This window comes from Streptomyces sp. CG 926 (genome assembly GCF_003148825.1).
Classification (GTDB): Bacteria; Actinomycetota; Actinomycetes; order Streptomycetales; family Streptomycetaceae; genus Streptomyces.
Genome location: NZ_QGGZ01000009.1, coordinates 322424 through 337053 on the forward strand (window position 1 = coordinate 322424; position 14630 = coordinate 337053).

The 14630-nt window shown below is 71.0% G+C and carries 10 protein-coding genes; 7 read left to right on the forward strand and 3 right to left on the reverse strand.

Annotated features, from left to right (window positions below):
- Positions 1 to 536: 536 nt before the first annotated feature.
- The 4 genes from BCL76_RS24830 to glgB all read left to right on the forward strand — a co-directional run bounded on the left by BCL76_RS24830 (position 537) and on the right by glgB (position 8138).
- Positions 537 to 2531, forward strand: coding sequence for an alpha-1,4-glucan--maltose-1-phosphate maltosyltransferase (locus tag BCL76_RS24830; protein WP_181382711.1), 1995 nt, complete (start codon positions 537 to 539; stop codon positions 2529 to 2531).
- Complete coding sequence (gene treS / locus BCL76_RS24835) at positions 2528 to 4246, forward strand: maltose alpha-D-glucosyltransferase (protein ID WP_030763980.1); 1719 nt, start codon at positions 2528 to 2530, stop codon at positions 4244 to 4246. The genes BCL76_RS24830 and treS overlap by 4 nt, the downstream gene beginning before the upstream one ends.
- A 155-nt stretch (positions 4247 to 4401) precedes the next feature.
- On the forward strand, positions 4402 to 5847 hold the full coding sequence (locus BCL76_RS24840) for a maltokinase N-terminal cap-like domain-containing protein (RefSeq protein ID WP_109781602.1): 1446 nt from the start codon (positions 4402 to 4404) through the stop codon (positions 5845 to 5847).
- A complete protein-coding gene (gene glgB, locus BCL76_RS24845) occupies positions 5796 to 8138 on the forward strand; it encodes a 1,4-alpha-glucan branching enzyme (protein WP_441350753.1) in 2343 nt (780 codons plus the stop codon). Before BCL76_RS24840 ends, glgB begins: the two co-directional genes overlap by 52 nt.
- A gap of 22 nt (positions 8139 to 8160) precedes the next feature.
- On the opposite strand, the gene BCL76_RS24850 is transcribed toward glgB, so the two are convergent.
- Entirely contained in the window at positions 8161 to 8502 is a 342-nt protein-coding gene (locus BCL76_RS24850; protein WP_109781604.1) for a thioredoxin family protein, read from the reverse strand.
- Between the two features lie 42 nt (positions 8503 to 8544).
- Complete coding sequence (locus BCL76_RS24855) at positions 8545 to 8937, reverse strand: MerR family transcriptional regulator (protein WP_109781605.1); 393 nt, start codon at positions 8935 to 8937, stop codon at positions 8545 to 8547.
- Between the two features lie 409 nt (positions 8938 to 9346).
- Here BCL76_RS24855 and BCL76_RS24860 point away from each other — a divergent pair, with 409 nt between their 5' ends.
- Entirely contained in the window at positions 9347 to 9970 is a 624-nt protein-coding gene (locus BCL76_RS24860; RefSeq protein ID WP_109781606.1) for a helix-turn-helix domain-containing protein, read from the forward strand.
- A 25-nt stretch (positions 9971 to 9995) separates the two neighbouring features.
- Here BCL76_RS24860 and BCL76_RS24865 read toward each other — a convergent pair whose 3' ends face one another.
- Positions 9996 to 11021 carry an ATP-dependent 6-phosphofructokinase gene (locus BCL76_RS24865; RefSeq protein WP_030763995.1) on the reverse strand — a complete coding sequence of 342 codons (1026 nt, stop codon included), beginning with the start codon at positions 11019 to 11021 and terminating at the stop codon, positions 9996 to 9998.
- A 224-nt stretch (positions 11022 to 11245) separates the two neighbouring features.
- On the opposite strand from BCL76_RS24865, the gene pta reads away from it, so the two are divergent.
- Both pta and BCL76_RS24875 read left to right on the forward strand, forming a co-directional pair.
- Entirely contained in the window at positions 11246 to 13342 is a 2097-nt protein-coding gene (pta, locus tag BCL76_RS24870; RefSeq protein ID WP_109781607.1) for a phosphate acetyltransferase, read from the forward strand.
- Between the two features lie 54 nt (positions 13343 to 13396).
- On the forward strand, positions 13397 to 14611 hold the full coding sequence (locus BCL76_RS24875; protein ID WP_109781608.1) for an acetate/propionate family kinase: 1215 nt from the start codon (positions 13397 to 13399) through the stop codon (positions 14609 to 14611).
- The last annotated feature ends 19 nt before the right edge of the window (positions 14612 to 14630 follow it).

Sequence of the window (14630 nt, forward strand, 5' to 3'; positions counted from 1 at the left end):
TGCCGGCGCTCGGGGATGCTTTTCGGACAGAGTCGATCCGTGCGGAGCCGCGTGGCCGAGGCGTCGTGGCCGCGGCGCGGGGTCGTGCCACCGGGCCGGGCCGGCGGTGAGCGACCCTCCCAACGGGGCGCACGGGGCCCGTGGGACGGGTGGTTCCGACCCCGCCGGCACCCCGGTTCCGCGCCGCGTGCGCCCCTACGTCACCTAGTCCCGGCCGACTTGACGGAGCCCCGGCGGATGTCGAGCCCACGCTTGGTATCGCCCGTGCCACTACGTACGAGTAGTTAACCCAGCACCCGGGTTGGGCGGGGTGATAGTGGGAAGGGCTCCCCGGGTACACGCGTACACGCACGGCGCCTCCGCCCACAAACCCTCTCCCCGCCACCCGAGTGAACGCGGACAGGAGCGGCCATGCCCGCAGCCCAGCCGTCCACTGAGCGGCTAGAAACAGAGCGAACAGAGCGTGCACTACCAGTCGTGATTCCGGCTGGCCTGTTGTCACCGAGCCCTGCGAACTGCCCCCAGGTGATCCCATCATGATCGGTCGCATTCCCGTGCTGGACGTCCGCCCCGCCGTCGACTGCGGCGCCAGACCCGCAAAGGCGGTCGTGGACGAGGTCTTCGAGATCTCCGCCACCGTGTTCCGCGAAGGACACGACGCCGTCGCCGCCCACCTCGTCCTGCGTGATCCGGGCGGGCGGCTGCGGGCCCCCGTGCCGTTGAGCGAACTCGCCCCCGGCACCGACCGGTGGGGGACCAAGGTCTCCGTCGACGTCGAGGGGAGGTGGACGTACACCGTCGAGGCGTGGAGCGATCCGGTGGCCACCTGGCGGGCCCACGCCGCGATCAAGATCCCCGCCGGGATCGACACCGGCCTCATGCTGCTGGAGGGCGCGGAGCTCTACGAGCGGGCCGGGGCCCGGATCCCCAAGCGCGACGGGCGCGAGGCCGTCCTGTCCGCCGCCGCCACGATGCGCGACGAGGACCTGTCCGCCGCCGAACGCTACGAGGCCGCCCTCGATCCGGCCGTGGACGCCGCGTTCGCCAGGCGCCCGTACCGGGAGCTGGTCACCGCCTCCAAGCCCCTGCCGCTCCTGGTGGAGCGCAAGCGGGCCCTCTTCGGCTCCTGGTACGAGATGTTCCCGCGTTCCGAGGGAGCGGTGCTGGAGCCCGACGAGGCTCCCGTCAGCGGGACCTTCCGGACGGCCGCCGAGCGGCTGCCCGCGATCGCCGCGATGGGCTTCGACGTCGTCTACCTGCCGCCCATCCACCCGATCGGGTCCACCTACCGGAAGGGCCCGAACAACACCCTTTCCGCCGGTAGTTGGGACCCGGGCGTGCCGTGGGCCATCGGCTCCACCGAGGGCGGGCACGACGCGGTCCACCCGGAGCTCGGCACCATCGAGGACTTCGACGCCTTCGTCGGGCGCGCCCGCGAGCTCGGCATGGAGATCGCGCTGGACTTCGCGCTGCAGTGCTCCCCCGACCACCCCTGGGTGGAGAAGAACCCGCAGTGGTTCCGCCACCGGGCCGACGGGACGATCGCCTACGCCGAGAACCCGCCGAAGAAGTACCAGGACATCTACCCCATCCACTTCGACACCGACATGGCCGGCATCGTCAAGGAGACCTGCCGGATCCTGCGGCACTGGATGGAGCACGGCGTCCGGATCTTCCGGGTCGACAATCCGCACACCAAGCCGGTCGTCTTCTGGCAGAAGGTGATCGCGGACATCAACAAGTCGGACCCGGACGTGATCTTCCTGGCGGAGGCGTTCACCCGGCCCGCGATGATGCGGGCGCTGGCCGCCGTCGGCTTCCAGCAGTCGTACACCTACTTCACCTGGCGCAACACCAAGGCGGAGCTGACCGAGTACCTGACCGAGCTGGCGGACACCCCGTCCGCCTCGGTCATGCGGCCGAACTTCTTCGTCAACACTCCGGACATCCTGCACGAGTACCTGCAGCACGGCGGCCGTCCCGCCTTCGAGGTCCGGGCCGTCCTGGCCGCCACCCTCTCCCCCGCCTGGGGGGTCTACGCGGGCTACGAGCTCTGCGAGAACACCCCGGTGCGCGAGGGCAGCGAGGAGTACCTGAACTCCGAGAAGTACGAGTTCCGGCCGCGCGACTGGGCCGCCGCCGACCGCACCGGCGAGACCATCGCCCCGCTGATCACCTCGCTGAACCGGCTGCGCCGCCGCAACCCGGCGCTCCAGCAGCTGCGCGACATCCACTTCCACTCGACCGACAACGAACAGGTGATCGCCTATTCGAAGCACGCCGGAGCCAATTCCGTACTGGTGGTCGTCAACCTCGATCCGCACCACACCCAGGAGGCGACGGTGTCGTTGGACATGCCGGTACTCGGCCTCGACTGGCACGGGTCCCTCGCGGTGCGCGACGAGCTCACCGGCGAGACCTATCACTGGGGCAGGGCGAACTACGTGCGCCTGGAACCGGGCCGCACGCCCGCGCACGTACTGGCCGCTCTGCGACCGTCCCCGCCCACCGGAGGGTCACCCACCACATGATGATCAACGATCCCGTCCACGACACCTTCGAGGACACCCCCGCCAAGGACCGCGATCCCGACTGGTTCAAGCGGGCGGTCTTCTACGAGGTCCTCGTCCGCTCCTTCCACGACAGCAACGGCGACGGCGTCGGTGACCTGAAGGGGCTCACCAGCAAACTGGACTACCTCCAGTGGCTCGGTGTCGACTGCCTCTGGCTGCCGCCGTTCTTCGCCTCACCCCTGCGCGACGGGGGTTACGACGTCGCCGACTACACCTCCGTGCTCCCCGAGTTCGGCGACCTCGCCGACTTCGTGGAGTTCGTGGACGCCGCGCACACCCGCGGCATGCGGGTGATCATCGACTTCGTCATGAACCACACCAGCGATCAGCACGAGTGGTTCCAGCAGTCGCGCAAGGACCCGGACGGCCCGTACGGCGACTACTACATGTGGGCCGACAACGACAAGCAGTACCAGGACGCCCGCATCATCTTCGTCGACACCGAGACCTCCAACTGGACGTACGACCCGGTACGCAAGCAGTACTACTGGCACAGATTCTTCTCGCACCAGCCGGACCTCAACTACGAGAACCCGGCCGTGGTGGAGGAGATCGTCTCCGCGCTGCGCTTCTGGCTCGACCTCGGCATCGACGGCTTCCGCCTCGACGCCGTGCCCTACCTCTACGCCGAGGAGGGCACCAACTGCGAGAACCTGCCCCGCACCCACCAGCTCCTCAAGCGGGTCCGGGCCGAGATCGACGCGCACTACCCGGACACCGTGCTGCTCGCCGAGGCCAACCAGTGGCCCGAGGACGTCGTCGACTACTTCGGCGACTACGAGAAGGGCGGGGACGAGTGCCACATGGCCTTCCACTTCCCCGTCATGCCACGCATCTTCATGGCCGTACGGAGAGAGTCCCGCTACCCGGTCTCCGAAATCCTGGCCAAGACCCCGGCGATCCCGGACCGCTGCCAGTGGGGCATCTTCCTGCGCAACCACGACGAGCTCACCCTCGAAATGGTCACGGACGAAGAGCGTGACTACATGTACGCCGAGTACGCCAAGGACCCGCGGATGCGGGCCAACATCGGCATCCGGCGCCGGCTCGCCCCGCTCCTGGACAACGACCGCAAGCAGATGGAGCTGTTCACGGCCCTGCTGCTGTCGCTGCCCGGCTCGCCGGTGCTCTACTACGGCGACGAGATCGGCATGGGTGACAACATCTGGCTGGGCGACCGCGACGGCGTCCGCACGCCGATGCAGTGGACCCCGGACCGCAACGCCGGTTTCTCCTCGTGCGATCCGGGCAGGCTCAACCTGCCGGTCATCATGGATCCCGTCTACGGGTACCGCGTCACCAACGTCGAGGCCGCGATGTCCTCGCCCTCCTCGCTGCTGCACTGGACCCGCAGGCTGATCGAGGTCCGCAAGGCGAACCCGGCCTTCGGACTCGGCTCGTACACCGAACTGCCGTCGTCGAACCCGGCGGTGCTCGCGTTCCTGCGTGAGCACGGGGACGACCTGGTGCTGTGCGTGCACAACTTCTCGCGCTTCGCGCAGCCCACCGAGCTCGATCTGCGGTCGTTCAACGGACGGGTCCCGCTGGAGCTCACGGGTGATGTGCGCTTCCCGCCGATCGGCGAGTGGCCGTACCTGCTGACCCTGGCGGGCCACGGCTTCTACTGGTTCCGGCTGCGGGCCGAACAGCGCGTCGACAAACGCGCGAAGTAGCGGGCCGAGGACGGGGCGGGCAGCTCGAATGGGTCAATCGCCCGCCCCTGTACGGACCATCCTGACCCGACACTCGCACATGCCGGAGAAGCAACTGCCGCGCATCCGGGACACTCTGCGCATTCTGTGACGGCCCGGGGAAAGGACGCGACGCCATGTCGGAGGCTGCATCCGCCCGGAGCCGGCTGACGGCCGACCGGGCCGCCGGGATCGCTCCACTGGAGCCGATGCTGAAAGCCTGGCTGCCCGCACAGCGCTGGTTCGCGGGCAAGGGCCGCACCATCAGCAGGCTCAGGACCGTCTCGGCGGCCGAGCTGCTGCCGCCGGGATCCACCCCCGGCCTGCTGCACCTGCTCCTCGACGTGGACGGGGACTGTTACCAGCTGCTGCTGGGCATCCGCCCGTCCCTGCCGCCCGCCCTCGCGCCCACCCTGATCGGCCACGCCGAGGACGGGCCGTACGCGGGCCGGGCGGTCTACGAGGCGCTGGGCGATCCCCGGCTCGCGGCCATGCTGCTGGAACGGCTGCGCTCCCCCGGGTCGCTCGGCCCGCTGCGCTTCGACCGGGATCCGGCCACGCCCATCCCGGCGGGGCTCACCCCCCGGCCGATCTCCGGGGAGCAGACGAACTCCTCGCTCATCTACGGAGATTCGTTCATCCTGAAGGTCTTTCGCCGGGTCGGCCCCGGCGTCAACCCGGACCTGGAACTGCCCAGGGCGCTGGCCGCCGCCGGCTGCACCCGGGTCCCGGCCCCCGTCGCCTGGTACGAGGCCGAGCCGCCCGGCAGCGAACCGCTGACCCTGGGCGTGCTCCAGCCGTACCTGCGCGGCTCCGACGACGGCTGGCAGCTCGCGCTGCGCCGGCTCGGCGCCGGGGCCGACTTCACCGCCGAGGCCCACGCGCTCGGCCGGGCCACCGCCGAGGTGCACAGCGCGCTGGCCTCGGCGCTGCCCACGGTCGCGCTCGGCCCGGAGCAGACCGCCCGGCTCGCCGCGGGGATGACGGCCCGGCTGGCCGCCACCGCCCGGGAGGTGGCGGCGCTGCGACCTTACGAGGCGGGGCTGCGGGGCGCCTTCGACGCCCTGGCCGCCTCCCGGGGGGCGGGGGTGCCCGCCCAGCGGATCCACGGGGACCTCCATCTGGGTCAGACCCTGCGCACCCTCGACGGCAGCTGGTCGTTGATCGATTTCGAGGGCGAGCCGGCCCGGCCGCTGGCCGACCGGCGCCGTCCCGAACCGGCGGTGCGCGACATCGCCGGGATACTGCGCTCCTTCGACTACGCCGCCCGCTCGCACCGGCCGTTCGCCCCCGCCTGGGCGGACGACTGCCGGGCCGCCTTCTGCGAGGGCTACGCCCGCACCACGGGCCGGGACCCCCGCGAGGACCCCGTGCTGCTGCGGGCGTACGAGACCGACAAGGCGGTGTACGAGGCCCGTTACGAGTCCCGGCACCGCCCCGACTGGCTGCACGTCCCGATGGCCGCGATCCGGCGGCTGTCGGAGCCCGTACGACCCGCCCACCGCGTGCCGCCGACCCCGTCCGCCCCCGGATCCATCTCCCCGCACCCCCACCCGAAGCCCCCGAGGAGGCCGCTCGCGTGAGCGCCGCACGACAGCCGTCACCGACCGTCAGCGACGAAGCCGCACCCGCCCCGGCGGCGGTGAAGAAGGCCCGCGCTCCCCGGGCCCGCCGCGCCACCCCGCCGCGCGGCGTCCGGCCGGCGCCCGTACTCGGGGGCGACGACCGGGCCCGGCTGCTGGAGGGCCGCCACCACGATCCGCACGCGGTGCTGGGGGCGCGCGCCCAGCGGGGCGGGGTGACCTTCCGGGTGCTGCGTCCGTACGCCACGTCGGTCACGGTCGTCGCCAAGGGGCTGCGGGCCGAGCTCCTCGACGACGGGGACGGGCTGTTCTCGGGGCTGCTGCCGCTGGCCGAGGTGCCGGAGTACCGGCTGCTGGTCGCCTACGACAGCGACGAGATCGAGATCCACGACCCGTACCGGTTCCTGCCCGCGCTCGGTGAGCTGGACCTGCACCTGATCGGTGAGGGCCGCCACGAGGAGCTGTGGACGGCGCTGGGCGCCCAGCCGATGGAGCACCAGGGCGTGGCCGGGACCCGGTTCACGGTGTGGGCGCCGAACGCCCAGGGGGTCCGGGTCACCGGGGACTTCTCGTACTGGGACTCGGTCGCCTACCCGATGCGTTCGCTCGGCTCCACGGGCGTGTGGGAGCTGTTCCTGCCCGGGGTGGGCGCCGGCACGCTCTACAAGTACGACATCACCCGCCCCGACGGCAGCCACACCCTGCGCGCCGACCCGATGGCCCGCTCCGCGGAGGTCCCTCCGGCGAACGCCTCGGTGGTCACCGCCTCGCGGTACGAGTGGCAGGACGCGGCATGGATGGCCGAGCGCGGCACCCGGTCCCCGCACCAGGCCCCCTTCTCGGTGTACGAGCTGCACCTGGCGTCCTGGCGGCCCGGGCTCTCCTACCGGCAGCTCGCCGAGCAGCTTCCCGCGTACGTCAAGGAGCTGGGCTTCACGCACGTGGAGCTGATGCCGGTCGCCGAGCACCCGTTCGGTGGTTCGTGGGGCTACCAGGTCACCGGTTTCTACGCGCCGACCTCGCGGATGGGCACCCCGGACGACTTCCGATTCCTCGTGGACGCGCTGCACCGGGCCGGGATCGGGGTGATCGTCGACTGGGTGCCGGCGCACTTCCCGCGCGACGACTGGGCCCTCGCGGAGTTCGACGGGCGGCCGCTGTACGAGCACCAGGACCCGCGGCGCGCCGCGCACCCGGACTGGGGGACCCTGGAGTTCGACTACGGCCGCAAGGAGGTCCGTAACTTCCTCGTCGCCAACGCCGTGTACTGGTGCGAGGAGTTCCACGTGGACGGCCTGCGTGTGGACGCGGTGGCCTCGATGCTCTACCTCGACTACTCGCGCAAGGAGGGCGAGTGGTCGCCCAACGAGCACGGCGGGCGGGAGAACCTGGACGCGGTGGCGTTCCTGCAGGAGATGAACGCGACCGTGTACCGGCGCTGCCCGGGGGTGGTGACCATCGCGGAGGAGTCCACGGCGTGGACGGGTGTGACCCGGCCGACGGATGCGGGCGGGCTCGGCTTCGGCCTGAAGTGGAACATGGGCTGGATGCACGACACCCTGCGCTACATGTCGAAGGAGCCGGTGCACCGCAAGTACCACCACCACGACATGACCTTCGGGATGATCTACGCCTTCAGCGAGAACTACGTGCTGCCGATTTCGCACGACGAGGTGGTGCACGGCAAGGGTTCGCTGGTCTCGCGGATGCCCGGGGAGGACTGGTGGCAGCGGCGGGCCGCGCACCGGGCGTACCTGGGCTTCATGTGGGCCCACCCGGGCAAGCAACTGCTGTTCATGGGGCAGGAGTTCGCCCAGGGCTCGGAGTGGTCGGAGGTGTACGGGCCGGACTGGTGGCTGCTGGATTCCTCCTACGCGGCGGCCGGTGACCACCGGGGCGTGCGGGACCTCGTGCGCGACCTGAACCGCACGTACACGGCGGCGCCGGCCCTGTGGGAGCGGGACACCGTGCCGGAGGGCTTCGCCTGGGTGGAGGCGGACGCCGCGGACGACAACGTCTTCGCGTTCCTGCGGTACGCGCAGGACGGCTCGCAGCTGCTGGCGGTGTCGAACTTCTCGCCCGTGGTCCGGCACGGCTACCGGATCGGGGTGCCCGAGGAGGTGCCGCTGTGGCGGGAGGTGCTCAACACCGACCTGGAGGTCTACGGCGGCAGCGGCATCCACCACACGCAGCCGCTGCGACCGGAGCCGGTGCCGGCGCAGGGCCGACCGGCGAGCCTGCGGATGACGCTGCCGCCGCTGGCGACGGTCTGGTTCCGGCCGCAGAGCTGACGCGGGGGCCGGATGCGGGGGCTCAGGCCGTGGCGAGCTGCTCCTCCAGTTCCTGGAGCAGCTTGCGCTTGGCCCGGGCCCCGACCATCTGCTGGACGGGCTCGCCGTCCCGGAAGACGAGCAGGGTCGGCATGGAGAGCACCCCGTACCGGATGACGGTCCCGGGGTTGCTGTCCACGTCGATCTGCACGACCTTGAGCCGGTCGGCCTCCTCGGCGGCGATCGAGGAGAGTACGGGGGCGAGTTGGCGGCAGGGGCCGCACCGGTCCGCCGTGAACTCCACGAGGACGGGCCGTCCCCGCTCCCCCAGCACCTCGGCCTCGAAATCGGCGTCGGTCACCTGCGCCACACCCTGAGCCTTCATGTCCCCGGTCCCTCTCGTCCGTCCGGTCACCCGGTCACCCGGTCATCCGGTCATCTCGCACTTCGGCACGGCCGCTTCGCCGGCCGCCTGTTCCGCTTCGACCAACTGCCGCCCGAGCTGTTCGCGTACGTCCGCCAACCGGCCGATCAGGCCGTCCAGCTCGGCGAGCTTGCGCCGGTAGACGGCGAGCGAGGCGGGGCAGGAGTCCCCGGCCGGGTGTCCGGCCCGCAGGCAGTCCACGAAGGGCCGGGTCTCCTCCAGCTCGAAGCCGAAGTCCTGGAGCATGCGGATCTGCCGCAGCAGCCGCAGGTCGTCCTCGTCGTAGCTCCGGTAGCCGTTGCCGGCCCGCCGTGCGGGGAGCAGCCCGCGCGACTCGTAGTACCTGAGCGTCCGGGTGCTGGTCCCGGCCCGCTCCGCCAGTTCGCCGATGCGCATGGGACGACCGTATTCCTTGACGCCGACGTCAAGGCAAGGGAGGGAAGGTCCGGAACCGGGGGAGAGAGCGGGGCGGGGCCCTCGCCACCCCCGTGGGTGAGGGCCCCGGAAAGGATCACGCAGAAAACGCCCGTCCGGTTCACATTGTGCGAAGACTGTGAGGGGTATTGCATCCGCGGGCGTTGGCTGGAACCGTACGGAAGGAAAGGATCTTCGGGCTCACCGATTACCGGACAGTCGCACGGAAACCCGGCGAAAGGCCTTAACTTCATAGGACGTTCCTACGAGGTATGGGCTTGTTTGTTTGGTCTGTAGGCGCCGCAGCCTGGCCACTTCTACGGTGTGCGGTGTGCACTCCAGCCCACCTTTCAATGCCCCCGCCGCGCGTCGTCTGCGTGCGGCCCTGGGCATGGCTCCCGGACATGTCGCCTACGGCCTGCGCGCCCAGTACGGACTCGTCGTCGCGCCCGAGACCGTGATGGCCTGGGAGCGTGGCGAGATATCACCCTCCTCCGCCGAACTCACCGCGCTCGCGGGCGTGCTGTGGTGTGCGCCCGCCGAGCTGCTCGCCGAAGCGATCACCTTGCGGGAGCACCGGATCGCGCGAGGGCTCGCGGCGGACGAACTGGCCCGGCGGATCGGCCTGGACACGAGCTCGTACCAGAAGATGGAGGACACCGGGCGCTGGAGGGGCAACGAACGGCAGTCCGCCGCCCTGGCCACGGTGCTGGGTCTGACGCTGGCCCAGTTCGTGACGGCGACCGGCAAGCACGAGGAGCTCGCCGAGCTGCTGCGCAGCGCGGTGACCACGCGCTGGCAGGCGTACGTGAAGCCGCTGGGCAAGCTGCTGCCGATCCCCAAGCACCATCTGGAGTCGGTGCTGGAGCGGCTGCACGGCGAGTACCAGTCGCGGATGGTGGCGACGCTCAGCTGGGGCGGCGGCCAGGGCGAGGCGGGCAGCGGGGACGCGGGCCGGGAGTTCCTCGCCGAGATCGTGGACCGGTTCTGGAACCTCGCGGGCGGTGCGGCGTAGGGCGACGGCACCGACCGGGCCGGGGTCAGAAGACCGATTCGGCCTCGTACATGCGCTCCTCGGGAACGGTCTTCAGCGTGGTGACCGCCTCGGCGAGCGGGGCCATCACGACGTCGGTGCCGCGCAGCGCGGTCATCTTGCCGAATTCGCCGCGGTGGACGGCCTCGACGGCGTGCCAGCCGAAGCGGGTCGCGAGCACCCGGTCGTAGGCGGTGGGGGTGCCGCCGCGCTGGACGTGGCCGAGGATGACCGGGCGGGCCTCCTTGCCGAGACGGTGCTCCAGTTCGATCGCGAGGCGGTTGCCGATGCCGGCGAAGCGCTCGTGCCCGTACTGGTCGATCGCGCCCTTCTCGTACGGCATGGAGCCCTCGGCCGGGTGCGCGCCCTCGGCGACGCAGATCACGGCGAACTTCTTGCCGCGGGCGAATCGCTCTTCCACCATCTTCACCAAGGCGTCCACCTCGAAGGGGCGCTCCGGCAGACAGATCCCGTGCGCGCCGCCGGCCATGCCGGACTCCAGGGCGATCCAGCCCGCGTGGCGGCCCATGACCTCGACGACCATCACGCGCTGGTGCGATTCGGCGGTGGTCTTGAGACGGTCGATCGCCTCGGTGGCGACCATCACGGCCGTGTCGAAGCCGAAGGTGCGGTCGGTGGAGGAGATGTCGTTGTCGATGGTCTTCGGTACGCCGACGACGGGCATCCCGGCGTCCGCCAGCATCCGGGAGGCGGTCAGGGTGCCCTCGCCGCCGATCGGGATGAGGGCGTCGATGCCGTAGCGCGTCGCCAGCTCCTGGGCGTTCTCGGCCGCTTCGTGGAGACGGGCGCGTTCCATGCGCGCCGAACCGAGGATCGTGCCGCCGCGGGCGAGGATGCCACTGACGGCATTGATGTCGAGGGGGCGGAAGTGGCCGTCGAGGAGGCCCTTGAAGCCGTCCTCGAAACCGATGACCTCATCTCCGTGCCCGACCAGGGCACGGTGTACGACCGACCGGATGACAGCGTTGAGGCCCGGACAGTCGCCGCCTGCGGTGAGAACTCCGATACGCATCGTGCTGTGTCTCCTGCCGTACATATGAAGGGCGTAATGGTGAAGCCTGTCCGATTGTTCCACGGGCCCGGGGCGCCGCGCGCTTTCGAAGGCTCCGCCCCGGAGGCCTTTCGGCCGTCCCGGCCAGGCCTTTTTCCGGGGGGCGCCCTATCCATTGACAGAGGTATTGTCAAGAGGTCGAGTCAGAGAAAAATGACATGCACAGCATGGGACGGAGAGCGGGCGTGACGCGCAGCGTGTACGTGACCGGTATCGAGCGGGGGGACGGCCGGCAGGTCGTCGAGCTGGGCATCATGGAGCTGCTGACCCGGCAGACGGGCCGGGTGGGCGTCTACCGTCCGCTGCTGCACGACGCGCCGGACCGGCTCTTCGACCTCCTCAAGGCCCGCTACCGGATCGATCAGGACGCCGCGGCGGCCTACGGCATGTCCTACCGGGAGGCCTCGGCGATCCTGGCCGAGAAGGGTACCGACGAGCTCGTCTCGCGGCTGGTCGACCGCTACCACCGGGTGGCCCGCGACTACGAGGTCATGCTCGTCCTCGGCACCGACTACGCGGAGACCAACCTCCCCGACGAGCTGGCGCTCAACGCCCGCCTCGCCAACGAGCTGGGCGCGGTCGTCGTCCCCGTGGTGGGCGGCACCAAGCACCAGGCCGAGGCCGTGCGCGCCGAGGCCCGCAACGCCTATCGCGCCTACGAGAGCCTGGGCTGCCACGTCGTCGCGATGGTCGTGAACCGGGTGGCCGCACAGGACCGCGACGTCATAGCCGAGCGGCTGGCCGCCCGGCTGCCCGTGCCCTGCTACGTGCTGCCGGACGACAAGTCGCTCTCCGCCCCGACCGTCGCCCAGATCACCCGGGCGCTCGGCGGCGAGGTACTCCTCGGCGACGAGGCAGGGCTCGCCCGCGACGCCGTGGACTTCGTCTTCGGTGGCGCGATGCTGCCGAACTTCCTGAACGCCCTGACCCCCGGGTGCCTGGTCGTCACCCCCGGGGACCGCTCCGACCTGCTCGTGGGGGCGCTGGCCGCGCACACCTCCGGGACCCCGCCGATCGCGGGCGTGCTGCTGACCTTGAACGAGCGCCCCACCGAGGAGGTCCTGACCCTGGCATCGAAGCTGGCACCGGGCACCCCCGTGGTGTCGGTGGCCGGCAACAGCTTCCCGACCGCCGCCGAACTCTTCTCGCTGCAGAGCCGGTTGAACTCCGCGACCCCGCGCAAGCTGGAGACCGCGCTCGGCCTGTTCGAGCGGCACGTGGACACCGGCGAGCTGCGCGGTCTGCTGTCGGTGGCCCGCTCGGAGCGCGTCACCCCGATGATGTTCGAGCACGAGCTGCTGGAGCGGGCCCGCTCGGACCGCCGCCGCGTCGTCCTGCCCGAGGGCACCGAGGAGCGCGTGCTGCGCGCCGCGGACGTGGTGCTGCGCCGGGGGGTCTGCGACCTGACCCTGCTGGGCGAGGAGCAGGCGATCCTGAAGAAGGCCGCCGACCTCGGCGTCGACATCTCGGGCGCGCAGCTGATCGACCCGGCGACCTCCCCGCTGCGGGAAGGTTTCTCCGAGTACTACGCCCAGGTCCGCGCCCACAAGGGGATGACCGTCGAGCTGGCGGCCGACGTGGTCACGGACGTCAACTACTTCGGCACCCTGATGGTCCAGCGGGGTCTGGCCGACGGCATGGTCTCGGGTTCCGTGCACTCCACCGCGGCGACCATCCGCCCGGCCTTCGAGATCATCAAGACGAAGGCGGAGGCGTCCATCGTCTCCTCGGTCTTCTTCATGTGCCTGGCCGACCGGGTCCTCGTCTACGGCGACTGCGCGGTCAACCCGGACCCGAACGCCGAGCAGCTCGCCGACATCGCCGTCCAGTCGGCCACCACCGCGGCCGCCTTCGGCGTCGAGCCGCGGATCGCGATGCTCTCGTACTCGACCGGCACCTCCGGCAGCGGCGCGGACGTCGACAAGGTCCGCAAGGCCACCGAGCTCGTCCGCGCGCAGCACCCGGACCTGCAGATCGAGGGGCCGATCCAGTACGACGCGGCCGTGGAGCCCTCGGTCGCGGCGACCAAGCTGCCCGGGTCCCAGGTGGCCGGCCGGGCGACGGTGCTGATCTTCCCCGACCTCAACACCGGCAACAACACGTACAAGGCCGTGCAGCGTTCGGCGGGCGCGGTGGCGGTCGGACCGGTCCTGCAGGGTCTGCGCAAGCCGGTCAACGACCTCTCGCGCGGTGCGCTCGTCCAGGACATCGTCACCACCGTGGCCATCACCGCGATCCAGGCGCAGGGCGCGCCCGGGCCCGTACCCGCGCCCACCGCCTGATCCGCCCGCTCCGCCCCTCCTCCCCACCGCCCGCGACCAGGAAAGACCCTCATCGTGACCGCATCGCGCGTACTCGTCCTCAACTCCGGCTCCTCGTCGGTCAAGTACCAGCTCCTCGACATGGCGGACCGGTCCCGGCTCGCCGCCGGCCTGGTGGAGCGCATCGGCGAGGAGACCTCCCGACTGGTGCACGAGCCGCTCGTGGGTCCGGGCGCGGCCGGCGGCAGGCGCGAACAGGTCGGCCCGATCGCGGACCACGGGGCGGCGCTCAAGGCCGTGGCCGCGGAGCTCGCCGCGGACGGGATGGGTCTGGACTCCCCCGAACTGGCGGCGGTGGGACACCGGGTGGTGCACGGCGGAACGCGCTTCACCCGGCCGACCGTGATCGACGACGAGGTGCTGGCGGAGATCCGGAGCCTGATCCCGCTGGCGCCGCTGCACAACCCGGCGAACGTGACGGGTATCGAGGTGGCGCGCTCGCTGCGCGCGGACGTCCCGCAGGTCGCCGTCTTCGACACGGCCTTCCACTCGACGATGCCGGAGCACGTGGCGCGGTACGCGATCGACGCCCGGGTCGCCGACGCGTACTCCGTCCGGCGGTACGGCTTCCACGGCACCTCCCACGCCTATGTCTCGCGGGCGACGGCCCGGCTGCTGGGCAGGCCGGTGGAGGACGTGAACGTGATCGTGCTGCACCTGGGCAACGGCGCCTCCGCCTCGGCCGTGCGCGGCGGGGTCTGCGTGGAGACGTCCATGGGCCTGACCCCGCTGGAGGGGCTGGTCATGGGAACCCGTTCGGGCGATGTCGATCCGGCGGTCGTCTTCCACCTGGCGCGGGTCGGCGGCTTCTCGGTGGATGAGATCGATTCGCTCCTGAACAAGAAGAGCGGTCTGCTGGGCATGTGCGGCGACAACGACATGCGCGAGGTGCTGCGGCGCGCGGGCGAGGGCGACGAGGCGGCGAGCCTCGCCTTCGCCACGTACGTCCACCGGCTGAAGAAGTACATCGGGGCCTACACGGCGGTGCTCGGGCGGGTGGACGCGGTGACTTTCACGGCCGGGGTCGGCGAGAACGCCCACCAGGTCCGCGAGGCCGCGATCGACGGCCTGGCCGCGCTGGGCCTGGTGCTGGATCCGGCGGCCAACGCCGTGCGCTCGGCCGAGCCCCGGCTGATCTCGGCGGATCAGGCCCGGGTGGCGGTGGCGGTGGTCCCCACGGATGAGGAACTGGAGATCGCCACCCAGGCGTACGAGCTGGTTACTCGCTAGTCACTTGGAGTTTCCGCCA